The organism is Mycobacterium sp. E2699 (genome assembly GCF_001666745.1).
Lineage (GTDB): Bacteria > Actinomycetota > Actinomycetes > Mycobacteriales > Mycobacteriaceae > Mycobacterium.
Genome location: NZ_LZJH01000104.1, coordinates 93,008 through 115,772, shown reverse-complemented (window position 1 = coordinate 115,772; position 22,765 = coordinate 93,008). Strand labels below are relative to the sequence as shown.

The 22,765-nt window shown below is 68.9% G+C and carries 27 protein-coding genes; 12 read left to right on the top strand and 15 right to left on the bottom strand.

Features of this window, described 5'->3' with window-relative positions; genetic code table 11:
• Positions 1 to 419: 419 nt before the first annotated feature.
• A complete protein-coding gene (locus A5696_RS19230; protein ID WP_067882539.1) occupies positions 420 to 2,597 on the top strand; it encodes an LGFP repeat-containing protein in 2,178 nt (725 codons plus the stop codon).
• A 21-nt stretch (positions 2,598 to 2,618) separates the two neighbouring features.
• Here A5696_RS19230 and lexA read toward each other — a convergent pair whose 3' ends face one another.
• Entirely contained in the window at positions 2,619 to 3,308 is a 690-nt protein-coding gene (lexA, locus tag A5696_RS19225) for a transcriptional repressor LexA (RefSeq protein ID WP_067882537.1), read from the bottom strand.
• Between the two features lie 292 nt (positions 3,309 to 3,600).
• Here lexA and A5696_RS19220 point away from each other — a divergent pair, with 292 nt between their 5' ends.
• The 3 genes from A5696_RS19220 (at position 3,601) to A5696_RS19210 (ending at position 5,183) form a co-directional block, all read left to right on the top strand.
• A complete protein-coding gene (locus A5696_RS19220; RefSeq protein WP_067882535.1) occupies positions 3,601 to 4,098 on the top strand; it encodes a LysM peptidoglycan-binding domain-containing protein in 498 nt (165 codons plus the stop codon).
• 101 nt (positions 4,099 to 4,199) lie between these two features.
• Complete coding sequence (gene nrdR / locus A5696_RS19215) at positions 4,200 to 4,679, top strand: transcriptional regulator NrdR (protein WP_067882533.1); 480 nt, start codon at positions 4,200 to 4,202, stop codon at positions 4,677 to 4,679.
• A gap of 9 nt (positions 4,680 to 4,688) precedes the next feature.
• Positions 4,689 to 5,183, top strand: coding sequence for a peroxynitrite isomerase (locus A5696_RS19210; RefSeq protein WP_067882531.1), 495 nt, complete (start codon positions 4,689 to 4,691; stop codon positions 5,181 to 5,183).
• A 5-nt stretch (positions 5,184 to 5,188) separates the two neighbouring features.
• Here the strand turns inward: A5696_RS19210 and A5696_RS19205 are convergent, their stop codons facing one another.
• From A5696_RS19205 to A5696_RS19195, 3 genes are read right to left on the bottom strand one after another with little or no spacing between them, the layout of a single operon-like run.
• Positions 5,189 to 5,875, bottom strand: coding sequence for a PhzF family phenazine biosynthesis protein (locus A5696_RS19205; protein ID WP_067882529.1), 687 nt, complete (start codon positions 5,873 to 5,875; stop codon positions 5,189 to 5,191).
• A gap of 33 nt (positions 5,876 to 5,908) precedes the next feature.
• On the bottom strand, positions 5,909 to 6,940 hold the full coding sequence (locus A5696_RS19200; protein ID WP_067882667.1) for an alpha/beta fold hydrolase: 1,032 nt from the start codon (positions 6,938 to 6,940) through the stop codon (positions 5,909 to 5,911).
• A 47-nt stretch (positions 6,941 to 6,987) separates the two neighbouring features.
• On the bottom strand, positions 6,988 to 7,959 hold the full coding sequence (locus A5696_RS19195) for a proteasome assembly chaperone family protein (RefSeq protein ID WP_067882527.1): 972 nt from the start codon (positions 7,957 to 7,959) through the stop codon (positions 6,988 to 6,990).
• 141 nt (positions 7,960 to 8,100) lie between these two features.
• Between A5696_RS19195 and A5696_RS19190 the strand changes: the two genes are divergently transcribed.
• Entirely contained in the window at positions 8,101 to 8,925 is an 825-nt protein-coding gene (locus tag A5696_RS19190) for a serine protease (RefSeq protein WP_369803368.1), read from the top strand.
• A gap of 13 nt (positions 8,926 to 8,938) precedes the next feature.
• Here A5696_RS19190 and sthA read toward each other — a convergent pair whose 3' ends face one another.
• The gene (sthA, locus tag A5696_RS19185) at positions 8,939 to 10,345 is read right to left on the bottom strand and encodes a Si-specific NAD(P)(+) transhydrogenase (protein WP_156738486.1); all 1,407 of its coding nucleotides are present in this window, start codon (positions 10,343 to 10,345) and stop codon (positions 8,939 to 8,941) included.
• A 113-nt stretch (positions 10,346 to 10,458) separates the two neighbouring features.
• Here sthA and A5696_RS19180 point away from each other — a divergent pair, with 113 nt between their 5' ends.
• A complete protein-coding gene (locus A5696_RS19180; RefSeq protein ID WP_067882521.1) occupies positions 10,459 to 11,514 on the top strand; it encodes a DUF4192 domain-containing protein in 1,056 nt (351 codons plus the stop codon).
• Positions 11,515 to 11,572: 58 nt separating this feature from the next.
• Here A5696_RS19180 and A5696_RS19175 read toward each other — a convergent pair whose 3' ends face one another.
• From A5696_RS19175 to A5696_RS19165, 3 genes are all read right to left on the bottom strand, one after another.
• Complete coding sequence (locus A5696_RS19175; protein ID WP_067882518.1) at positions 11,573 to 12,268, bottom strand: metal-dependent transcriptional regulator; 696 nt, start codon at positions 12,266 to 12,268, stop codon at positions 11,573 to 11,575.
• A gap of 135 nt (positions 12,269 to 12,403) precedes the next feature.
• Positions 12,404 to 13,363, bottom strand: coding sequence for a sigma-70 family RNA polymerase sigma factor SigB (gene sigB / locus A5696_RS19170; RefSeq protein ID WP_067882516.1), 960 nt, complete (start codon positions 13,361 to 13,363; stop codon positions 12,404 to 12,406).
• Positions 13,364 to 13,512: 149 nt separating this feature from the next.
• A complete protein-coding gene (locus A5696_RS19165) occupies positions 13,513 to 13,950 on the bottom strand; it encodes a DUF3099 domain-containing protein (RefSeq protein ID WP_156738481.1) in 438 nt (145 codons plus the stop codon).
• A gap of 45 nt (positions 13,951 to 13,995) precedes the next feature.
• Between A5696_RS19165 and A5696_RS19160 the strand changes: the two genes are divergently transcribed.
• Positions 13,996 to 14,235 (top strand): DUF3039 domain-containing protein, encoded by a 240-nt coding sequence (locus A5696_RS19160; protein WP_067882512.1) that lies wholly within the window; start codon positions 13,996 to 13,998, stop codon positions 14,233 to 14,235.
• On the opposite strand, the gene A5696_RS19155 is transcribed toward A5696_RS19160, so the two are convergent.
• Both A5696_RS19155 and A5696_RS19150 read right to left on the bottom strand, forming a co-directional pair.
• Positions 14,222 to 15,184, bottom strand: a complete 963-nt coding sequence (locus A5696_RS19155) for a YihY/virulence factor BrkB family protein (RefSeq protein ID WP_067882510.1) — start codon at positions 15,182 to 15,184, stop codon at positions 14,222 to 14,224. The two genes, A5696_RS19160 and A5696_RS19155, sit on opposite strands and share 14 nt — an antisense overlap.
• 65 nt (positions 15,185 to 15,249) lie before the next feature.
• Positions 15,250 to 15,435: a hypothetical protein gene (locus A5696_RS19150; protein ID WP_067882666.1), complete on the bottom strand. Its 186-nt coding sequence runs from the start codon at positions 15,433 to 15,435 to the stop codon at positions 15,250 to 15,252.
• Positions 15,436 to 15,567: 132 nt separating this feature from the next.
• Between A5696_RS19150 and A5696_RS19145 the strand changes: the two genes are divergently transcribed.
• On the top strand, positions 15,568 to 15,930 hold the full coding sequence (locus A5696_RS19145; protein ID WP_067882508.1) for a DUF952 domain-containing protein: 363 nt from the start codon (positions 15,568 to 15,570) through the stop codon (positions 15,928 to 15,930).
• Here the strand turns inward: A5696_RS19145 and A5696_RS19140 are convergent.
• Positions 15,876 to 16,292, bottom strand: coding sequence for a RidA family protein (locus A5696_RS19140; protein ID WP_067882506.1), 417 nt, complete (start codon positions 16,290 to 16,292; stop codon positions 15,876 to 15,878). The genes A5696_RS19145 and A5696_RS19140 overlap by 55 nt on opposite strands.
• Positions 16,293 to 16,375: 83 nt before the next feature.
• On the opposite strand from A5696_RS19140, the gene A5696_RS19135 reads away from it, so the two are divergent.
• Both A5696_RS19135 and A5696_RS19130 read left to right on the top strand, forming a co-directional pair.
• Positions 16,376 to 16,858 carry a DUF4352 domain-containing protein gene (locus tag A5696_RS19135; RefSeq protein ID WP_082956407.1) on the top strand — a complete coding sequence of 161 codons (483 nt, stop codon included), beginning with the start codon at positions 16,376 to 16,378 and terminating at the stop codon, positions 16,856 to 16,858.
• Positions 16,855 to 17,271: a nuclear transport factor 2 family protein gene (locus tag A5696_RS19130; protein ID WP_067882503.1), complete on the top strand. Its 417-nt coding sequence runs from the start codon at positions 16,855 to 16,857 to the stop codon at positions 17,269 to 17,271. Before A5696_RS19135 ends, A5696_RS19130 begins: the two co-directional genes overlap by 4 nt.
• A gap of 116 nt (positions 17,272 to 17,387) precedes the next feature.
• Here the strand turns inward: A5696_RS19130 and A5696_RS28715 are convergent, their stop codons facing one another.
• From A5696_RS28715 to ppgK, 3 genes are all read right to left on the bottom strand, one after another.
• The gene (locus A5696_RS28715) at positions 17,388 to 18,038 is read right to left on the bottom strand and encodes a cutinase family protein (RefSeq protein WP_067882501.1); all 651 of its coding nucleotides are present in this window, start codon (positions 18,036 to 18,038) and stop codon (positions 17,388 to 17,390) included.
• Positions 18,039 to 18,069: 31 nt separating this feature from the next.
• Positions 18,070 to 19,635, bottom strand: coding sequence for an RNA polymerase sigma factor (locus A5696_RS19120; RefSeq protein WP_082956405.1), 1,566 nt, complete (start codon positions 19,633 to 19,635; stop codon positions 18,070 to 18,072).
• Positions 19,636 to 19,814: 179 nt separating this feature from the next.
• Positions 19,815 to 20,621 (bottom strand): polyphosphate--glucose phosphotransferase, encoded by an 807-nt coding sequence (gene ppgK, locus A5696_RS19115; RefSeq protein WP_067882497.1) that lies wholly within the window; start codon positions 20,619 to 20,621, stop codon positions 19,815 to 19,817.
• A 104-nt stretch (positions 20,622 to 20,725) separates the two neighbouring features.
• On the opposite strand from ppgK, the gene A5696_RS19110 reads away from it, so the two are divergent.
• On the top strand, positions 20,726 to 21,619 hold the full coding sequence (locus tag A5696_RS19110) for an inositol monophosphatase family protein (RefSeq protein WP_231964506.1): 894 nt from the start codon (positions 20,726 to 20,728) through the stop codon (positions 21,617 to 21,619).
• Between the two features lie 5 nt (positions 21,620 to 21,624).
• On the opposite strand, the gene cei is transcribed toward A5696_RS19110, so the two are convergent.
• Positions 21,625 to 22,275 (bottom strand): envelope integrity protein Cei, encoded by a 651-nt coding sequence (gene cei, locus A5696_RS19105; protein ID WP_067882493.1) that lies wholly within the window; start codon positions 22,273 to 22,275, stop codon positions 21,625 to 21,627.
• Positions 22,276 to 22,457: 182 nt separating this feature from the next.
• Between cei and A5696_RS19100 the strand changes: the two genes are divergently transcribed.
• Positions 22,458 to 22,760, top strand: a complete 303-nt coding sequence (locus A5696_RS19100; RefSeq protein WP_003919098.1) for a DUF4193 domain-containing protein — start codon at positions 22,458 to 22,460, stop codon at positions 22,758 to 22,760.
• Positions 22,761 to 22,765 lie beyond the last annotated feature (5 nt).

The following is a 22,765-nucleotide window of genomic DNA, read 5'->3' as shown; positions in this document are numbered from 1 at the left end:
CCGGCCGGCCGGCCCGCCAAACAAAGAATGGCCGAATCGGCCATTCCGCCGGGTAGTTCGCTGATCAACCAAGGGCCTCGCGTACCGTCGGCGCATGTGTTTCTCGTATATCGACTGCGTAGTCACACATCGCCACGCCGGCGACCGCGGCGCTGGTGAGCGTGGTCGATCACCGTCCGGGCGCGCTCCGGCATCATTTCGACATCGGCGCGGTCTCCTTTTCCGTACTATTTCCAATTTGACTTCGCATTGCTTGTCGGCCGGGGCAAAGTTATGCGGGCCCGGCGATAATGCGGTTCGTCAGAGTGTTGCTTCCCAGCGGTTCGGGTATGACCCGCTCGCGGGGTCTGCAAGGTGCGGTCATGGCCAGGGATAGGGCCCTATCCATCGGAGGCTTGGTGAACGGGCAGAGAGGTCGAATGCACAAGCTGGTCGGGCGCGCGCTGGTCGGCATTGTGACCACGGTGTTCACGGCCGCCTTGCTGGCGCCGTCCGCCGCCGCATCGCCGATCGGCGACGCCGAAGCCGCGATGATGGCCGCGTGGGAGAAGGCCGGTGGCGACACCTCCCCGCTGGGCCCGCGCAAGGGCGACGTGTACCCCGCCGGCGACGGCTTCGCGCTGGACTTCGACGCCGGCAAGATGTTCTACACCACCGACACCGGCGCCAAATTCGTGTACGGCCCGGTCCTGGACAAATACGAGGCGTTGGGCGGGCCGGTGAGCAGCGACCTCGGGTTCCCGACGATCAACGAGGTTCCCGGCCTGGCCGGACCGGACAGCCGGGTGGCCACCTTCTCGGCCAGCGACAAGCCGGTGATCTTCTGGACCCCAGACCACGGCGCCTTCGTGGTGCGCGGCGCGATGAACGCCGCGTGGGACAAGCTCGGCAGCTCGGGCGGGGTGCTGGGGGCACCGACCGGCGACGAGACGTACAACGGTGAGGTCACGTCCCAGAAGTTCAGCGGCGGCGAGATCTCCTGGAACAGGAAGACCAAGGAGTTCAGCACCAACCCTGCGCAACTGGGCGACCAACTGAAGGGCCTGCAGGTCGCGATCGACCCCGCCGCGGCCATCAACATGGCCTGGCGGGCGGCCGGTGGCGCCACCGGCCCGCTGGGCGCCAAGCAGGGCGGCAACTACCCGATCGGCGGCGACGGGATCGCCCAGAACTTCGCCGGCGGCAAGGTGTTCTTCAACCCGGCCACCGGTGCGAACGCCCTCGAGAGCGACATCCTCGCCAAGTACGAGTCGCTGGGCGGGCCGGCCGGCAGCGACCTCGGTTACCCCACCGCCAACGAGTCCGACGGCGGCATCGGCCCCTCCAGCCGCGTCGCCACCTTCGCGGCGGCCGACAAGCCGGTGATCTTCTGGACCCCCGATCACGGCGCGTTCGTGGTGCGGGGCGCGATGAAGGCCGCGTGGGACAAGCTCCGCGGCCCCAACGGCAAGCTCGGTGCCCCGGTCGGCGATCAGGCCGTCGACGGCGACGTGGTTTCGCAGCAGTTCACCGGCGGCAAGATCTCGTGGAACCGGGCGAAGAACTCGTTCAGCACCGACCCGTCGAACCTGGCTCCCTTGCTGTCCGGCCTGCAGGTCTCGGGGCAGAACCAGCCGAGCACCGCGGCGATGCCCTCGCACGGCAAGAAGTTCGCCTGGCGCTGGTGGTGGGTGGCGGCCGCCGTCGGGGTGCTGCTGCTGATCGCCCTGTTGGCGCTGACGGCGGTGGGAATGCGCCGGCGCCGCGCCCGCCGCGGCCCCGTCACCGCCGCCTACGAACCCGAGCGCGACGTCCATGCCGGTTACGAGGGCCCGCTTGACGGGCACTGGGAGCGCGAAGACGCCGACCTCGCGACCGACCATTTCCCGGTCGGAGACGTCGCGGCGGCCGAAGGCCAGCCGCACGCCGACGCCGAATCCGCGGGGCGGGTCAGCTGGAGCCGAGCGGCCGGTGGGTACGGCGAAGGCGAATCCGACCACGGCGCAACCGAATTCGAGGATGCAGTCGCCGAAGACGAGAATCCCGACGCGGTGGACACGGATTCCATACCCATCGTCTCGGCGGCGGCACTGTCGGAGGTGGGCTATCCCGACGTGCCCGTGCAGGACCGCCGCGAGGAGGCCGGCTACGAGGGCGCCGACCATGAGGAGGCGGGCTACGAAGAGGCCGGCTACGAGGAGGCCGGTTACGAAGAGGCCGGTTACGAGGAGGCCGGCTACGAGGGGACGGGCCACGAGGAGGTGGGCCATGAGGGGGCCGCCGCCGAGGAGGCCGGGCCGTCCCGCACGGTCGTTCCCGAGGCGGCGGCCGTGGCCGCCGCGGAATCCCGCGTCGGTCGGCACGCTGCCGCGGATGACGAGGAGCCGTCGGAGGTGGCCTCAGCGGCCGGCGGGGCGTCGGCACCCGGTCGGCGCCCGACGATCCGCCTGCCGCTGGACGACCCGTACCAGGTGCCCGACGGCTATCCGATCAAGGCCAGCGCGAGCTTCGGCCTGTACTACACGCCCGGCAGCCCCCTCTATCACGACACCCTGGCCGAATTGTGGCTGTCCAGCGAAGAAGTCGCGCAAGCCAACGGCTTCCACAAGGCCGACTGAGTCAGGGCCGGCCGAGCGCGGCTAGATCTTGCGGATCACCGTGACGACTTTGCCGAGCACGGTGGCGTCGTTGCCCGGGATCGGGTCGAACGCCGGGTTGTGCGGCATCAGCCACACCTGACCGCCCGCGCGCTTGAACGTCTTGACCGTGGCCTCGCCGTCGATCATGGCGGCCACGATGTCCCCGTTGTCCGCGACGTGCTGCTGGCGCACCACGACCCAGTCGCCGTCGCAGATCGCGGCCTCGACCATCGAATCGCCCACCACCTTGAGCAAGAACAGCGTGCCCTCGCCGACCAACTCGCGGGGCAGCGGGAAAACATCCTCGACGGCCTCTTCGGCGAGTATCGGCCCACCGGCGGCGATGCGCCCCAGCACGGGGACGTAGCTGGGCTCGGGCAGGGCGTCCGAGCCCGCGACGTCGGTGACCGGCGCCGCGTCGGTGGCGTCCTCGGCGCCCCGGACGTCCACGGCCCGCGGCCGGTTCGGGTCGCGGCGCAGGTATCCCTTGCGCTCCAGCGTGCGCAGTTGGTGCGCCACCGAGGACGTCGAGGTCAGTCCGACGGCATCGCCGATCTCCCGGATGCTCGGCGGGTAGCCGCGGCTGGTGACCGACGCGCGGATGACGTTGAGAATGGTTCGCTGCCGTTCGGTCAGCGAGGAATCTGCGGGGGGCGAGCTGCTTGATGGGGTGTCGTTGCTGTCGCTCATGCACCGAATGTAGCCGCACCGGGGCGAAGAATCAAACATGTGTTCGACTCGCGTGTCGTGCTGCGGCGGCGGCCCGCCGAAACACCCCCGGAGCGGCCGAATAACAAAGGTGTAACTCTTCGATCGATCGGGTATCTCAACGCCATGTCAGAGGTCGCGCCCCGAAAGTTGTCGGTGGGGTGCTCTAGCGTTTTGCTCGTCCGACACGCTTCGCTCAAATGTTCGGTTATCGAACACACGAGCGACTATAGTCGAACACACGAGCGAGAATGAGTTGACCGGAGGAACGCAGATGACCATCATCCACACAGTCGCGCCGCGTACGTCCGGCGTCCGGCGCCCGGTCAACGGGCCGGCGCAGGGTCTCCGCCACGGCCGGGACGGCCTTGCGCGTTTTCACCGGCCCGGCCCGGCCAGGCCGGCGGGTGCGGCGCCGCGCTACCACGGCACCGGTGTGGCGATGTCGGTTGCCCCGCACCGGACGCGTCGGCCCGTCACGCTGGCGACGACGGTGGGGCTGGCGCTGGTCGCCGCGGCCATCACCCTGTGGCTGGGCCTGGTCGCCAACATCGGGCAGGCGGTCAACGGCGATTCCGCGGGAGCGACCGCCGCGGTCCCCGATCGGCTGGCCGTCGTGCGGGTCGAGCCCGGGGAGTCCCTGCAGGATGTCGCGCACCGGGTGGCGCCCGACGCGCCGGCCCGCCAGGTCGCCGAGCGGATCCGCGAACTCAACGACCTCAACTCACCCTCGCTGGCCGCGGGCCAGACGTTGATCGCGCCGGTCGGCTGACCCGGCGAATCGGCGAAAGGTGTCCGTCCCAAGCCGGGGAGCGCACGGGTACGCTCGGGGTGTTCTGCGACCCCGGATGTGAGCACGGCGAAGGAGCGGTCATGCACTGTCCGTTCTGCCGTCATCCCGACTCCCGGGTGATCGACTCGCGGGAGACCGACGAGGGCCAGGCCATCAGGCGCCGCCGGTCCTGCCCCGAGTGCGGGCGACGTTTCACCACCGTCGAAACCGCGGTGCTGGCCGTGGTCAAACGCAGCGGCGTCACCGAGCCCTTCAGCCGGGAAAAGGTCATCAGCGGGGTCCGTCGGGCATGTCAGGGCCGCCAGGTCGACGACGACGCGCTGAATCTGCTTGCCCAGCAGGTGGAAGACACCGTGCGCGCCGCGGGGTCGCCGGAGGTGCCCAGCCACGAGGTCGGCCTGGCCATCCTGGGCCCGTTGCGCGATCTGGACGAGGTGGCGTACCTGCGGTTCGCGTCGGTGTACCGGTCGTTCTCGTCCGCGGAGGATTTCGAGCGCGAGATCGAGGCGCTGCGCGCGCACCGCAAACTGTCGACGGATCCGGAGCCGGCCGCTCGCTAGGCTGTCGTTATGCCGCCCGATCTGCACCCCGATCTGGAGGCGCTGGCGCCGTTGTTGGGGACCTGGGCCGGTCGGGGCTCGGGCAAGTACCCGACGATCCAGCCCTTCGACTATTTCGAGGAAGTCGTGTTCTCCCATGTGGGCAAGCCGTTTCTGGCTTATTCGCAAAAGACCAAGGCGGTCACCGACGGCAAGCCGCTGCACGCCGAGACGGGATATCTGCGGGCGCCGCGGCCGGGCGAGGTCGAGCTGGTGCTGGCCCACCCGAGCGGCATCACCGAAATCGAGGTGGGCACCTATTCGGTGACCGGCGACCGCATCGACGTCGAGCTGTCGACGGGTTCCGGCGGGACAATCGGCCTGACCCCGACCGCCAAAGAGGTTACGGCGCTTGGCCGGTCGCTGCGCATCGACGGCGACGAGCTGTCCTACAAGGTGCGCATGGGCGCGGTGGGGCAGCCCTTACAGGATCACCTCGACGCGGTGCTGCACCGCCGGGTCTGAGTCGCTCAGTCGACCTGCCGGACACCGTCGTTGACGACGCGCCCCGCCACGCCCACCCACCCCTCGGCGTTCCACGTGGTGTCGATGACCGACCCCTTGCCCTGCGTGATGTGCAGGTCGCGGCTGAGGTAGTCGGTGATCCGCATCGCCGCCGAGCCGGTCGCCTCGTCCTCCGGCACGCCGAGGTTTGCGAAAAACCCCCGCGCACGCACCGAGCCGGCCGGCCGATCGACCCAGGCCCACAGGTAGTGCGCGACGTCGACGGGAAAGTCGGCCGGGTCGGCGGCCAAAACGTCGTCGGCGGAACCGAATTCGTGAATGGCCAATTCCGGGGCCCACTCCGAGCGGGCGCTGATTCGCGTCAGTTCGCCCGGATAGCTCACCTGGACCAGGCCCGCCGGCACCTGCAGCGTTTTGATCGGCCGGCCGTTTTCGCGCAGCCACCACGCCGCGCCGACGGTCGGGTGACCGGCGAACGGAAGCTCCGTGCGGGGGGTGTAGATCCTCGCCTGCGCGGTGGTCGCGCCGGCGGCCGGGATATCGATGAAAACCGTTTCGCTGTAACCCAATCGGGTCGCCAGCCGCTGCCGGTCCGGGCCGCCGACCTGGCTCGCGTCGACCACGCCGAGCGGATTGCCGAAATTCCCCTCCGGATCGGTGAACACACGCACCACCGTCACATCGATACCCATGACCCGACTGTACGAGCCGGGTCAACGCAATTGTCAGGTGGCGCTGCGCTCGTCGGATCCCATGGCGTTCAACACGGCGACGCGGGTGTCGGCCGGGCCGGTGACGGTCTTCTCGCCGCCCCCGGTGCGCAGCAGGCCGCGCAGTGCGGCCTGGTCGTATTCGGCGGGGGCGGTGCTGTCGATGAAGCGCTGGACGATGTCGATGAAGCGGGCGGGGTCGTCGTGGAACGGGAAGTGGCCCGAGTTCTGAAAGATCTCCAGGCGGGAGCCGGGCATCGCGGCGTGTGCCATCCACGCGTGCCGGACCGGGACCACCACATCCTTTGTCCCCCAGACGATCTGCACCGGGATGGCCTCGGTCAGATAACATCGGTCCAGCATGGTGACGATCTGGCCCCGCCAGTCCACCACCGCGCGCAGGGTCCGGCTGAACGCCGCGGAGGCCGTCGGCTCCGGCAGGTCGTCGAGGATGCGCAGCACGTTGGGCAGGTCGCGGCCCAGGCCGGTCGACCCGATCGCCAGGCCCGCCAGCCGCCCCGCCAGCTGTACCGCGGGCAGCACCAGCGGCAGCCGCAGCAACGCCAGCGCCTCGCTGCCCATCGGCAGCGAGGCCAGCCGGAAGACGACGTTGACGTCCTTGGTGACGCCGCCCGCGGCGACGAGAATCAGCCGCTCGACAATGTGCGGGAACTGGTAGGCGAATTGCATGGCCACCCCGCCGCCCAGCGAATGGCCGATGATCGTCACCCGCTCGATGTCGAGCACGGACAGCAGGTCACGCATGCCGTTGGCGTACGCGGCCACCGAGTAGTCGGCGCGCGGTTTATCGGATTTGCCGTGGCCGAGCAGGTCGGGCGCGATGACCGTGAACCGCTGGGCGAGCTTGGCCTGTACGGCATTCCACGTGGTGGAGTTGTCGCCGATGCCGTGGATCAGCAGGATCGCCGGCCCCGAGCCGGCGATCCGGTAGGCCCGCTTGTAGCCGTGGATGGTGCGGAACTCGAGCGTGGGGGCCGTCACCTCGCGCACCGGGCGAAGGTTGCTCTTGCGCTTCCGCTCGGTCATCTCGCCAACCTTGGTGTCGGCCCGGGCTATGGGCGTTTTGAAGAGGCTCAAGTCTGGTCGTCGTCGTTCTTCTTCTCTGCCTGCTGGGCAAGGAATCGCTCGAACTCGGCACCAAGCTCGTCGCCGCTAGGCAGGTCCTCGTCGTTCGTTAGTAACGACCTGTTCTCCTGAGCGTCGATGAAGGCATCGTACTGTCGCTCGAGCGCGGCCACCACTTGAGCCACCTCGGCGCTGGCCTGGACCTGTTCGTCGATTTTGGCCCGGATCTCCTCGGCGGCCTCGGTCAGCGCCGACAGCGGCAGCTCGAGCGACCCGCTCTTGGCCACCTGCTCGAGCAGCGCCTGCGCGGCCGCGGGGTAGTCGGTCTGGGTGAGGTAGTGCGGGACGTGCACGGTGAAGCCGACGACCTCGTGACCGTGTTGGGCCATGCGGTATTCCAGCAGGTTGGACGCGCTGCCCGGCACCTGGATCTCCGAGATCCAGGGCTGGAAGTCGGAGATCAGCTCCTTATTGTTGGAATGCGCCGTCAGCGTGATCGGCCGGGTGTGCGGGACGGCCATCGGGACGGTGCCGAGGCCGATCGTTCGCCGTACGCCCAGGCGCTCGGCCAGCAGGCGCACCGCGGTGATGAACCGCTCCCACTTCAGGTCCGGCTCCATGCCGGCCAGCAACAGAAACGGGGTGCCGACGCTGTCGCGCAGCGCGTAGAGGCTCAGCTCCGGGTCGTCGTAGTGGGTGAAGTGATCGGTCTTGAAGGTCATCAACGGCCGCCGCGAGCGGTAATCCAGCAATTCGTCGATCGCGAACGACGCCACCAGCTCGGCGTCCAGCGCCGCCCGCAGGTGGGTGGCGGCCAGCCTGATCGCGTGACCCGCGTCGGAGAAGCCCTCCAGGGCGTGCACCAGAACGGGGCCCTGGCCGTCGGCCGTCGACAACTGGGGCGCCGGGAATTCCAGCTCGTACATGCCGGGCTGCCCGGGCTGATAGTCGTCGTCGTCCGCGCTGTGATGGCGAGCCATCGGGCTCCCTCCTCTCGGGAATCACTCCAGGGTGCCCTAACAAGTGTCCCCCGAATCGACGGGCACCCCAACTCCGGCGGCAACCTTTCCGGCGGGTTCGACGCTGCCCGCCACCCCATGGTCAGGCATGATGGACACCAAATGCGCATATCGACGGTGTTGCTGTGCTCGGGGGTCGGCCTGGTGACGTTTCTGACGTCGTGCACCAGGCCCGCCGACCATGCCGCGCGCCCCGTCGTCTCGGCCGACGTGGCCACCGCGCCGGTGCAGCGGCTCAGCCAGCCGCAGCAGCGGGCGGTCGCTCGTCCCGTCGACCCGGACCGGCGCGTCGGGGCGATCTTCATCAACGACGGCCCGCTGCACGTCTGCACGGGTGCCGTCCTGCATTCGGCGGGCGGAAACCTGGTGATGACCGCGGCGCACTGCCTGGCGGGGGCGGCCAAGATCACCTTCGTCCCGGGCTTCGTCGGTGACGCCGCGCCCGCTCCGGGCGACATGTGGAAGGCCGACGCGGTCTACCTCGACCCGCGCTGGACCGCGGGCAAGGACCCGCACGCGGACTACGCGATCGCGCGGGTGAGCAACGACACGGGCGGTTCGGTCGAGTCGCGCGTCGGCTTGGCGCTGACGCTGGGCACCGCGCCCCCGCCGGGCAGTCACGTCACCGTGCTGGGGTACGCGGCCGGGGTGGGCGGCTCGCCCATCGGCTGCCAGGCCATCACGTCGGTCAACGACAACGGGTTTCCCTCGCTGGTGTGCGAGGGGCTGGTGGACGGCACCAGCGGCGCGCCGTGGGTCAGCGGCACCACGCTGACCGGGGTGATCGGCGGATTCGAGCGCGGCGGGTGCGCGGCCAACGTCTCGTACTCGGCGCCGTTCGACGTCCAGACCGCGCAACTGCTGGCCCGCGCCGAGGCCGGCGGTCCCGGCGACCCGGTGCCCAACGACCTCGACGACAGCTGCTAGGGACAGTGCGCGCTCAGCGGCGGAACTGCGACAGCGCCCGCATCTTGTTCGTCACGTCCAGCGCGGCGACCTTGTAGGCCTCGGAGAAGGTCGGATAGTTGAACACCGCGTCCACCAGGTAGTCCACCGTGCCGCCGCAACCCATCACGGCCTGCCCGATGTGCACCATCTCGGTGGCGCTGGTGCCGAAGATGTGCACCCCGAGCAGCTTGCGATCCTCGGTGGACACCAGCAGCTTGAGCATCCCGTAGGAGTCGCCGGCGATCTGGCCGCGGGCCAGCTCCTTGTACCGCGCCACCCCCACCTCGTAGGGCACCGAGTTCTTCGTCAGCTCCACCTCGGTGGCCCCGACATAGGAGATCTCCGGGATCGAGTAGATGCCGATCGGCTGCAGGTCGGTGATGCCCTCGCACGCCTCCCCGAACGCGTGGTAGGCGGCCAGGCGGCCCTGCTCCATCGAGGTCGCGGCCAGCGCCGGGAAGCCGATCACGTCGCCGACGGCGTAGATGTGCTCCACCTTGGTCTGGAACTTCTCGTCCACCCAGATCCGCCCGCGGCCCTCCACCTCGAGGCCGGCGTTGTGCAGGTCGAGGTGATCGGTTTGCCCCTGGCGTCCCGCGGAGTACATGACCGTTTCGGCCGGGATCTGCTTGCCGCTGGCCAGGGTGGTGACGGTGCCGGCGGAGCCGACGTCGACGGCGGTCACCTCCTCGCCGAACCGGAACGTCACCGCCAGGTCGCGCAGGTGGAACTTCAGGGCCTCCACGACCTCGGGGTCGCAGAAGTCCAGCATGTCGTCCCGCTTTTCCACCACGGTCACCTTGGTGCCCAGCGCGGCGAACATGGAGGCGTACTCGATGCCGATCACCCCGGCGCCCACGACGACCATCGAGGCCGGCAGCGTCTTGAGATCGAGGATCCCGTCGGAGTCCAGCACGCGTTCCTCGTCGAACTCGACACCGGACGGCCGCGCCGGCCTGGTGCCGGTGGCGATGACGATGTATTCGCCGCTGACGGTGGTCATCTCGCGGCGGCCCGGGTCCTCGACGACGACGGTGTGCGGGTCGACGAAGCGGCCGTGCCCGACCAGCAGGTCGATCCGGTTGCGCATCAGCTGGTTGCGCACCACGTCGACTTCCTTGCCGATCACGTGCTGGGTCCGCGCCAGCAGGTCGCCCGGCGTGATCCTGTCCTTGACGCGGTAGCTGGCCCCGTACAGCTCGCGCTGGTTCATCCCGGTGAGGTAAAGCACCGCCTCCCGCAACGTCTTTGACGGGATGGTCCCCGTGTTGACGCACACGCCGCCGAGCATCCGGCCGCGTTCAATGATGGCGACGGACTTGCCCAACTTGGCCGAGGCGATGGCGGCCTTCTGGCCGCCCGGTCCCGAACCGATGACGACCATGTCGTACTCCTGCATCGAACCCATGGATAGACGATAAGGCCCACAGTCCAGACTTTCTCCACAGACGAGCCGCCCGCCCGCGGCGCGGGCGCACGGCCTGACGGTGCCGGGCGTCAGCGTTGGTGCCCATGACGACGCATCGAGCTGATTTCGAACTCAACCGCCCCGGCGCGCTGATCGCGGCGCTACCGGCCGTTCTCGGCTTCGTTCCGGAGAATTCACTGGTGTTGGTGTCGCTGGACGGCGGCGGCCTGGGATGCGTGATGCGGGTCGACCTGTCCGAGGACGTCGCCGACCGGGTGGGGCATCTCGCCGAGATCGCCGCCGCCGCCGAACCCGAGGCCGCGATCGCGGTGATCGTCGACGCCGACGGGGCGCACTGCCCGGGGTGCAACGACGAACACCGGCAGCTGTGCGCCGCGCTCGCAGAGGCGTTGGCGCAGCACGACATTCGGCTGTGGGCCGCGCATGTGGTGGACCGGGTCGAGCGGGGCGGCCGGTGGCATTGCGTGGACGGCTGCGGCGCCGGCGGCGCGATCGACGACCCCTCGGCGTCGCCGCTGGCCGCCGCGGCGGTGCTGGACGGCAGGCGGCTCTACCGACGGCGCGCCGAGCTGCAGGCCGTGATCGCGGTCGACGCGGCGCGCAGCGCCGGCTTGGCCGACGCGCTGCGGCGGCGGGCGGCCAAGCGGGAGGCGGCGCAGCGCGCCGATCCGGCGGGTTGCGCCCGCCGCGACGTGCGGCACGCGCTGGCCGCCGCCGCGCGCGTCGCGGGCGGCGAGACGCCGTCCGGCGCCGAGCTCGCGGCGCTGGGCTGCGCCCTGACCGACGTGCAGGTGCGCGACACCCTGTACGCGCTGGCGGTCGGTGAGCGCGCCGGCGACGCGGAGTCGCTGTGGGCGCTGCTGGCACGTTCGCTGCCCGCGCCGTGGCGGGTGGAGGCGCTGGTGTTGCTCGCGTTCAGCGCGTACGCCCGCGGGGACGGACCGCTCGCCGGCGTGTCGCTGGACGCCGCGCTGCGCTGCGACCCCGGCCATCGGATGGCCGGGATGCTGGACCAGGCGTTGCAGTCGGGTGTGCGACCGGAGAGTATCCGGGAATTGGCGGTCACCGGCTATCGGCTGGCCAAGCGGCTGGGGGTGCGGTTGCCGCCGCGACGGGCGTTCGGCCGCCGGGCGGGGTAGTGGCGAGCGCGAGCGCGGCGCAGCCGGGGGAAGCGGGTCGCCGCCGGGCCGGGGTGGCTCAGACCTTTTCGACCTTGACGGCGTGGGCCATCTCGTGCGGCAGGGTGACGTTCTCGTGGCCCGGAATCAGGATGGTGACCCCGCCCCCGCCCGGGCTGGTCTCGACGGTCACCCGCGCGTTGGGCACGACGCCGGCGTCCTTGAGGCGGGTGATCAGGTCGATGTCCCCCTGGACGTGTTCGGTGAGCTGCCGGACGACCACCGCGACCGGCGATCCGGCGGGCAGCTCCGTCAGGCGGACCAGGTTGGCCTCGTCGGAGCCGGAATCCGGGCCGACGCCGAGGTCCAACAGGCCGGGGATCGGGTTGCCGAACGGGGAGGTGGTGGGGTTGTTGAGCACCTTCACCAACCGGCGTTCGACATCCTCGCTCATCACGTGCTCCCACCGGCAGGCCTCGGCGTGCACCTCTTCCCACGGCACCCCGATCACGTCGACGAGCAGTCGCTCGGCCAGGCGGTGCTTGCGCATGACGGCGACGGCCAGCGCGCGGCCCTTGTCGGTGAGCTCCAGGTGGCGGTCGCCGGCGACGTGGACCAGCCCGTCGCGCTCCATCCGGGACACCGTCTGGCTGACGGTGGGACCGCTCTGCTCGAGACGTTCGGCGATCCGGGCGCGCAGCGGCGTCACGCCCTCTTCCTCGAGGTCGTAGATGGTTCGCAGGTACATCTCGGTGGTATCGACCAGCTCGTTCATCCAGCACCCTCCATTGACGCCGAGTCTACTTGGCAAGCTGCGCGAATGGGTGCAACGCCTCCCCGGCAAGCAGTATGCCCGCCGCGTGTGACGCAGCGGGCATACCGTCTTGCTACTTGCTTCTGGGCGCGGGCCTCAGCTCGCGTACGACCGCAGCCGATCGGCGCGCTCGCCGTTGCGGAGCTTGGACATCACGTCGCGCTCGATCTGGCGGACGCGCTCGCGGGACAGCCCGAACAGCTTGCCGATCTGGTCCAGCGTGCGCGGCTGCCCGTCGTCCAGGCCGAAGCGCAGCCGGATCACCTGGTGCTCGCGCTCGTCGAGAGTGGCCAGGACGCTGCGGATGTCGGTGTGCAGCAGCTCGGCGATCACCGCGTTCTCCGCGGACATGGCCTCGGCGTCCTCGATGAAGTCGCCCAGCGGGGCCTCTTCCTCGGAGCCGACGGGCATGTCCAGGCTCACCGGGTCGCGGCTGTGCTCGAGCAGGTCGTTGATCTTCTCGATCGGGATGCCGGACTCGGCGGCCAGCTCCTCGTCGGTGGCCTCACGTCCCAGGTTCTGGTGCATCTCGCGCTTGATCCGCGCCAGCTTGTTGACCTGCTCGACCAGGTGGACAGGCAGCCGGATCGTGCGGCTCTGATCGGCCATGCCGCGGGTGATGGCCTGACGGATCCACCACGTCGCGTACGTGGAGAACTTGAAACCCTTTGTGTAGTCGAACTTCTCCATCGCGCGGATCAGGCCGAGGTTGCCCTCCTGGATGAGGTCCAGCAGCGGCATGCCGCGGCCCGTGTAGCGCTTGGCCAGCGAAACCACCAGGCGCAGGTTCGCTTCCAGCAGGTGGCGGCGGGCGGCCTCGCCGTCGCGCACGACGGCCTCGAGATCGCGTTTGCGGTTCTCGCCGAGGCGCTTCCGGGTCTCCAGCAGGTGCTCGGCGTACAGGCCCGCCTCGATGCGCTTGGCCAGCTCGACTTCGCCTGCCGCGTTGAGCAGGGCGGTCTTACCGATGCCATTGAGGTATACGCGCACCAGGTCCGCTGCGGGGCTTTGAGCGTCCAGATCGCCGTCGATCCTGCTTGTGCCGGCATTCGCCATAGCGACCTCCCGTTCGGCTTTGTACTGTCATGTGGTTCAACGACGGACCCAGCCTGGGAGTTCCCGCCCCGCCGCGATCTCACACGCCTTGACGTGCAGAAATGTGCCGACGACCTGAGAATGTCCTGAGAAGTGCGCGCGGCGGCCGGTTACCGGGAACCGGGGTCGTGCTGCTCCCAGGTCGGCGTGTGAGCTTGCGTGCCGGGCGCCCGCCGCGGTTCGAGCGCCCGCTGTTCGGCGCGGGGGAACAGGGGAGTCCGCCGGCGGGCCTCGTCGAAGCGCCGCGGTTCGTCGGAGCGGCGAGGCGGCCGGTCGTTGGCGATCAGCACCGCCATCCAGGGCAAGGGCACCGAGACCGCGACGATCGCCAGGGAGATCAGACCGTTGTGCCAGGCGCCGTACGCGACGGCCGCCAGGATCAGCGCCGGAATCCGAAACGCCATCAGCGTCAGGTACTTACGCACCCGCGCGCGATGCTCCTCCTCGTACGAGGGGGCGGCGGTGGTGATCAGGACCGGGCGGCCGGTGTCGTCAAAGCCGTCGAAGCCTAGCTGTTCGCCGTGCTTCATACCTCCACTCTCCCACAACAGATCCGTTCCGGTAATGGCGAGTCAGGAGGCACAATGTGAGGCATGCGTACCCAGACGATCGAACGCACCGAAACCGACGAACGCGTCGACGACGGGACCGGCAGCGATACCCCGAAGTACTTCCATTACGTGAAGAAGGACAAGATCGCCGAGAGTGCGGTCATGGGCAGCCATGTGGTGGCGCTGTGCGGCGAGGTGTTTCCGGTCACCCGGGCGGCGAAACCGGGCTCGCCGGTGTGCCCGGACTGCAAGCGGATCTACGAGCGGCTCAAGAGGGACTGATCACGCCGCTCGGCGGCGATTCGACCGTCTGCTTGCGGCCCCGCGTCCGCGCCAGCACCCAGTTGCGCAGCCGGTGGGCGTGCGTCTTCGGTGCCGGGAACTCCTCCTGGATGGCGGCATTGAGCTCGGCGCCGATCATGATCGCGAAACCGCCGAAAAAGGCGAACAACAGGAACGCGATGGGCGTGGACAGCGCGCCATAGGTGTAGCCGGTGCTGGTGATCCACCTCAGGTAGATCCGCAGGCCCAGGGTGGCGATCACGAAGACCGCCGTGGCCAGGACCGCGCCGAAGATCAGGCGATGCGACGGCAGCGGCACGGGCAGCGACACCCGGTACAGGATCATCACCCCCACCATCAGGCCCAGGATCAGCGCCGGGTAGTACCCGTAACGCAGCACGTTGGCGAGGCCGACGGGGATGTGTTCGGAGATCTTGCGCGGGCCCAGCACCACCAGCGGGGCGGTCACCACCACCACCAGCAACCCGACCACGTACAGGAACAGCGCGAACAGCCGCTGGCGCACGGGATGCCGCAACGGCGTCTGGTCGTGCGCCTCGACGACGGAATCGACGAACGCCGAGATCGCCGATGACCCCGCCCACAGCGAGATCAGAAAACCCAGCGAAACCACCTCTCCGCGGGCGTTGTTGGCGATATCCCGGATGCTCGGCTCGATGATCTCGTTGACCACGCTGGGGGAGAACACGCTGTGCGCCGTCGAGATCACCCGATGTTCGATGGTGGGCAACATGTCCGGCCCGAACAGCGGCGCCACGTAGGCCAGGGTCCCCAACAGCCCCAGCAGCAGCGGCGGCAGGGACAGCGCCGACCAGAATCCGGCCTGCGCCGACTCGGAGAAAATCGAGTCGTCCCAGCTTTTAGCCAGGGTCCTCAGACTGATTCGCCAGATGTGGTGGCGGGACGGCTTTGCGACCTGATCGCTCATACCCGTCCAGCATTACCGATGGCTGCCCGCACCGCCCACATTGCCGATGGGTGAGTTCCGCGGGACTAGCTCGCGCTGACCTCCAGCACGGCGTCCTGCTCGGCCAGCTTGGCCTCGTGCTGGTTTGCGTGGTGCTGGCAGAAGAGAAGCTCAAGCCCAGAAGGCAGCTTGGCGCGGACTCGAGCCGCGGCGCCGCAACGATCGCAGCGGTCCGCTCTGGTCAGCTCGGGACTGGTCAGAGTTGCATTCATGGCTTCTCCGTTCTCGTACATTCACTGTCTCAGACGTATGGCGTTTTCGCCTTGTTCCCCGATCGTTATCGGGTGTGTCGTTTCTCACGAGCCACCGCGGTTTTGCCGACGTGCCCGTTTAAGGTGAGCGCTGTGGCCCTCACCCCCGGCCTTTTGGTGCACCTGTGCGGCCGCCAGGAGTGGTCCCGCGCCCGTGATCGCGGCGGAATTCACCCGGACGCCGGCGCCGGATTCATCCATCTGTCGACGCCCGAGCAGGTGCACCTGCCGGCCAACCGGCTCTACCGGGGCCGCGACGATCTGGTCCTGTTGCACATCGATCCGGCCCGACTGGACTCGCCCGTGCGCTGGGAACCCGGAGTGGCAACGGATCCGGACTCGATGCTGTTCCCGCATCTGTACGGCCCGCTGCCGGCCGACGCTGTGATCGACGTCACCGCCTATCCGCCGGGTCCCGATGGCGTGTTTCCTCCGGAGCCGGGTTCCGCCACGTAGGCGTCGACCTCGATCTCCACCAGCAACTCGGGCGCGATCAGTGCGGAAACCTCCACCATGGTCGCCACCGGCCGTATGCCGCCGAAGACCTGCGCGTGCACCGCGGCGACCTCACGCCAGCGGGAGATGTCGGTCACGTACATGCGGGTGCGCACCACGTCGGTGAGCGCCGCGCCGGCCTGCTGAAGCGCGATGTCGATGCGCCGCAACGCATCTCGCGTCTGCGCGGCGATATCGCCGGCGGGTCCGGCGCCGGTCGTTCCGGCCACCGCCACGTGCGGGCCGATCCGCACCGCGCGCGAATAACCGACCGCCGACTCGAAGTCGGAGCCGGAGGAGATCAGAGTGCGGTTTGCCGGCATGGGATCATAGTACGACCGCAGCGCACGACTTCACTTGCCCGGCAACCATTGTGGCGGGAAGCCGGCGGTGGTAGGAGTGCTCTGTGGGCAAAACACCCGCACCCGTGCCCTCGCGCGCTGTCGCTGTACTGGCGGTGACGACCGCGGTGACCGGCTGTCACAGCCCGGCAGAAGGTTCGTTTCCGACCGTCTCGTTGAACCATGAGGTCCGCGATGGGAAGTTCGCGTTCACCGTGCACCGGGTCAACGTCGGCACACCAGGCATCGGAATCCACACCGCGCAAGGCGCTTTCGTGCTCGTCGACATCACTGTCCGCAACATCGGCGACGAGCTGCGAGCCATGTATTGCCAGAACGAAGAGCTCAACGACCTGGCGGGCAAGACCTACGACGACGCCGTGACCGCCGGCGGCGGCGAAGACACGATCGAAATCAATCCCGGCAAGCAGGCTCGCGTCACGTGCGCGTTCGACGTCCCAAAAGGGATGCTCGCCGCCGCCGTCGAGGTCCACGACCGGGTATGTTCCTCCGGCGCGACCGTCCAGGTGCTCGGGGCGCTCCGATGACGGCGCGCGGCATCTCGCAGGACGCGCTCGTAGCGCAGGAGGCGTGCTTCGCGAGGGCTTTCGCGGCCGGCGACCCGGCGGTCGCGCGGCACCTCTATCAGCCCGACGTGGTGTACGTGAGCCCGACGGCGCGGCTGTTCGATTGGCCTGTCCGCATCGACGGCGTCGAGCGCGCGCTCGAGTTCATCGCGCTCACCATCGCGGACTGCGCCCAAATCCGCTACGAAGCGGCGGAATACGCCATCACACCCGGTGCGGACGCGGCGTTCGTGCGCGTCCAATTCGACTGGGCCCACGGTGGGCAACGCCTGCGCTCGACGTACGTCGTGATCTACCGCTATCGCGACGGCCGGATCGCCCGCCAGGAGCTGTACTACGACCCCAGCGGGTCAGTCGAGGTAGTCGCGCACTAGGTGTTCTTCGTGGGGAGGTTGTGAACGCGTAGGCGTCGATGGGTGTTTCCGCCGATGCCGGTGTGGGATCGGCGGCCGTTATTCGCGCAGCGCGAATGGAGCCGGTCCGCGTTCGGCTAGAGCCGGCTTGCGGCGAAGGTCGCGGCCTGATCGACCATCCCGGACTGCACATAGTGATTGTGCGCCGACGTATTCCGTCCGTCGGAGCAAATCGGATCCCCAGGATTGCACAAGTCGATGGTCTTAGCCCCATACAGCGGGCTGTTGTCGGCCAGCGGCGCCCCCGGCGATTTGACCCACGGATTTCCGAAGAGGGCGACCGCGGCAACGTGGTCAGCGACCTCCGGCGGCATCGGCGCGGGGATGAAGCCCTGAGGCGGCACACCGGCTGCGGTGATGAGATCGATCACTACCGCGCCCAGCGAATATCCACCGAGCACCATCTTGGTGTTCGGACAGTTCGCCGCCATGTACTCGACATGGGCGCGCGCATCTATGGCGCCGGCGGAGGCGGAGTTGGCCAAATCATTGCCCCGCGCGGGGTAATTGACCGGATACACCCCGACGGACCTCCCGCCGACCTGCGGCTGCAGCGAATCGACAAATCCCTGCCCTTCCCAGCCAACGCCAGGCTGCTGATCGCTGCCGCGGGCGAAGACCACCTCTATGTCGGGGCATGGGGCTGCGGTTGCGGCGGAAGGAATGCTGACAGATGCCGTGGTTAGGACTGCGGCACCAAGGAATCGAGCAATCTGGCGGGAACTCACGTCTGGTCGGCGTAGTCAACCGGAGTGTCACTCAGTCGAGGTAGTCGCGCAACACCTGCGAACGGCTGGGGTGGCGCAGCTTCGACATCGTCTTGGACTCGATCTGGCGGATGCGCTCGCGGGTCACGCCGTACACCTGCCCGATCTCGTCGAGGGTGCGGGGCTGGCCGTCGGTGAGGCCGAAGCGCAGCCGTACGACGCCGGCTTCGCGCTCAGACAGCGTCTCCAGCACGGACTGCAGCTGGTCCTGCAGCAGGGTGAACGACACCGCGTCGACGGCCACCACCGCTTCGCTGTCCTCGATGAAGTCGCCGAGCTGGCTGTCGCCCTCGTCGCCGATGGTCTGGTCCAGGGAGATGGGCTCGCGCGCGTACTGCTGGATCTCGAGCACCTTCTCGGGCGTGATGTCCATCTCCTTGGCCAGCTCCTCGGGCGTGGGCTCGCGGCCCAGATCCTGAAGCAGCTCGCGCTGGATGCGGCCCAGCTTGTTGATCACCTCGACCATGTGCACCGGGATGCGGATGGTGCGCGCCTGGTCGGCCATGGCCCTCGTGATGGCCTGACGGATCCACCAGGTGGCGTAGGTGGAGAACTTGTATCCCTTTGTGTAGTCGAACTTCTCGACCGCCCGGATCAGGCCGAGGTTGCCCTCCTGGATCAGGTCGAGGAACGCCATGCCGCGGCCCGTGTAGCGCTTGGCCAGCGAAACCACCAGGCGCAGGTTGGCTTCCAACAGATGGTTCTTGGCGCGGTCGCCGTCGCGGCAGATCCACATCATGTCGCGGCGCTGGGCGGCGGGCAGCTTGTCGCCGCGCTCGGCGTGCTCGGTCATCAGCTGGGTGGCGTACAGGCCGGCTTCGATCCGCTTCGCGAGCTCGACCTCTTCCTCGGCGTTGAGCAGCGCGACCTTGCCGATCTGCTTGAGGTACGCGCGAACGGAGTCCGCGGACGCGGTGAGTTCCGCGTCCTTGCGGGCCTGCCGCAGCGCCTCGGATTCGTCCTCGTCCCAGACGAAATCGCCCGACGCCTTGTCCTTTTCGGAGGGCTCGGCGATATCCTCGTCCTCTTCGGCGGCCTTGGCGGTCTTGGCGGCGGGCGCCGCGGCCGCGTCGTCCTCGCCGTCCTCGGCCGCCTCGAGTTCGGGGTCCTCGCCTTCGGCGGCGACGTCTTCTTCCAGGTCGTCGAGGTTGAGGTCCTCGGCGTCGATGTCGAGATCTTCGACGGGCTCACCGTCGAGGTCGGGTTCGGCGTCGAGATCCTCGACCGCTCCGTCGGTGTCGAGGACCTCCAGGTTGGCGTCGGCCTCGTCGGGAGCGGCTTTGGCGGCGGCCTTCGCGCCGCGGGCGGACGGCGCCTTGGCGGCCGCCTTGGCGGCGGAGCGGGTCTTCTTCGGGGCCTCGCCGGCCGCGCCGGGAGCCGAAGCCTCGTGCCCCTTGGTGGGCTTGGTGGCCCGCGGCGCAGTCTTGGTGGCCCGTTTCGCCGGGGCGGCGCCGTTGGCGGCCTTCGCTGCCGATCGCTTAGCGGGGGACGACGGAGACTTCGTGGCGGTGCGTTTCACCGGCTCGTCGGTTGCCGCACTTGCCTTGCTCGCTGCCACTTACACCCCTTCGTTTGGACGCACTTTCGGTGGGTATGGGCATGGGAAACCGAAAGTGTCTGCTATGTCGAATGTCGGCGTTGATATCGGCGTGCGTGTGGTTGCACGCTTTGTTCTGGGCGGTCGCCGAGCACCATTGTAACGACAGCGGCCGCTTGTACCCGCCTACCGGCCAAAATTCAGTGAGTCACATCCGAAGTGGCCGCCATCGCCGCGCCCACGATGCCCGCGGTGTTCTGCAGCGCGGCGGCCACCACCGGGGTGCGGTTCTGCAGCAGCGGCAGCCACTTGTCGGCCTTGCGGCTGATGCCACCGCCCGCGATGAACAGGTCCGGCCAGATCGCGTTCTCGATGGCCACCAGCACCCGGGTGACCTGCGTGGCCCACTTTTCGTAGCTCCAGCCGTTGCGCTCCTTGACCGACGACGCCGCCCGCTGCTCGGCCTCTTTGCCACCCACTTCGAGATGCCCGAACTCGGTGTTGGGGATCAGCGTCCCGTTGTGGATGACCGCCGAGCCGATCCCGGTGCCGAACGTCAGCAGCACCACCAGGCCCGACTGGTTCCTGCCCGCGCCGTAGTGTTCCTCGGCGAGCCCGGCCGCGTCGGCGTCGTTGAGGATCACGACCTCCTGGCCGTCCAGTTCGGCGCTGATGACGTCGCGCGCGTTGGTCCCGATCCAGGCCTTGTCGACGTTGGCGGCGGTCTGCACGACGCCGTGGGTGACGACGCCGGGATAGGTCACCCCCAGGGGGCCGGTCCAGCCGAACCCGTGGACCACCTCGGCGATGGTCTTGGCGACGGCCGACGGCGTCGCCGGCTGCGGGGTCAACAGCTTGATCCGTTCGCCGATCAACAGCCCGGTGTCCATGTCGACGATGCCGCCCTTGATGCCGCTGCCGCCGACGTCGATGCCGAACCCGCGCCGTTGCGGCTTGCCGGTGAGCGTTGTGGGTGGCGTGTCCGTGGTCGAGTCGGTGCTGGTCATCGAGACTCCTCGGCGAGAATTGGCCTGTCCGCCCACCTTAGCCCGGGCGGCCACGCCGGTTGGCGGGTCTGCGCGGCGGTGGCGGCTGTGCTGCGATGGACTACGTGACGCGCCCCCCCGAAAAGCAGGCCGAGCCCGCGCAGCTGCGTTCGGTGGCCGAAGAGTTGGCCGCCGAGGCCGCAGAATTCGTGCGGCGCCGCCGCGCCGAGGTGTTCGGCGGCCGGGCCGCGAGCTTGTCCGCGGCGGGCAGCGGCGCCGTGCGGTCGAAGACCACCCCCACCGATCCGGTGACCGTGGTCGACACCGAGACCGAGCGGCTGCTGCGCGATCGGCTGGCCGAGCTGCGGCCCGGTGACCCGATACTCGGCGAGGAGGGCGGTGGGCCCGCCGACGGCGCGAACGGTCCCGCCGGGGCGGTCACCTGGGTGCTCGATCCCATCGACGGCACGGTGAATTTCGTCTACGGCATCCCGGCCTACGCGGTGTCGGTGGGCGCCCAGATCGACGGCGTGTCGGTGGCGGGGGCGGTCGCCGACGTCGTCGCCGGCCGGGTGTACTCGGCCGCGGCCGGGCTCGGCGCGCACGTCATCGACGAGCGGGGGACCGAATCGCTGCGGTGCGCCGCGGTCGACGATTTGTCGATGGCGTTGCTGGGCACCGGCTTTGGCTACTCGCGGCGCCGCCGCGCGAGCCAGGCGGCGTTGGTGGCGCAGCTGCTGCCGGTGGTGCGCGACGTCCGTCGCATCGGTTCCGCGGCGCTGGACCTGTGCATGGTCGCGGCCGGCCGGCTGGACGCCTTCTACGAGCACGGGCTGCAGGTCTGGGACCGCGCCGCGGGTGCGCTGATCGCGTCCGAGGCCGGGGCCCGCGTGTTGGTGACCGAGCCGGACGGCCCGTCGGGCAGCGCCGGGTTGGTGGTGGCCGCCGCGCCCGGGATCGCCGACGAGCTGCTGGCGGCCCTGGACCGCTTCGACGGCCTCGAGCCGCTGCCGGACTGAGCGCCTCAGCAGCTGCTGGCGTGGATCTTTTGCAGCAGGGTGGGATCAGTCGGCTCGGTGGCGCCGGGCTTGAGGCTGGCCAGCACCGCGTCGACGTCGTCGTTGTGGGCCAGCGCGGTGAACTCCGTGCCGAGGGCCAGGTCGACGGAATCGTCGGCGCGGTTGTCGTTGAACAACTCGGTGCACGGCGCCACCAGCCAGACGGCGGCCGCGGTGGCCTGCCCGGCCGTGCCGAAGCGGATCTGACCCTGGCAGTTCAGCCTGGTGCCGGCGTAGACGGGGTCGTTGGCGGCGGTGGGCTGCGCGAAGCCGAGGTCCTTCATGGCGCCCGCGACGTCGCCGGCCTGGCCGCCGCGGCCGCTGGCGTTGAGGACCCGGACCTTGGTGTCGGCGAGTTTGGCGGGCGTGACGTCGGCCATGGCGCTGCGCGACACCTGCTCGCCGAGCTGGGGTGCCGTCGACCCGGCCGGCTGCGGCGGCGGGTTGCACAGCACGGCCTCGTGCACCTTGGCCGGCCGCGTCAGGGCCATCGTCCACACCACGCCGGTGGCCACCACCAGGAGCGCGAGCACCACGATGGCGGGCCGGGGATTGCGCCGCCGAAATGGCCTACCGTGCTTGTCGAAAGCGGTACCCTCGGTAATTTGTGCGACCACATGTGCACTCTAAATGCATCGTTTGAGACTCGAGGCAAGGGTCAATCCGGGTGTGTGACGTAACTCACACGTTAATGGGGCGTGATACGGGCACGAATCGTTTGGTGGATGCGTTCGACGCTGGTACAAAGCGTTGCTTGAGATAAACGAGGCCTGTTAGAGGGGATAGGGCAGGGGAGAATATGCCTACCGACTATGACGCTCCGCGGCGCACCGAGACCGACGATGTCTCGGAAGACTCGCTGGAGGAGCTCAAAGCGCGACGCAACGAGGCGGCCTCGGCCGTGGTCGACGTCGACGAATCCGAATCAGCTGAATCTTTCGAGTTGCCGGGGGCCGACCTTTCCGGGGAAGAGCTCTCCGTCCGCGTCATCCCCAAGCAGGCCGACGAGTTCACCTGCTCGAGCTGCTTTCTGGTGCAACACCGCAGCCGTCTCGCCAGTGAGAAGAACGGCGTGATGATCTGTACCGACTGCGCAGCCTGATAGCT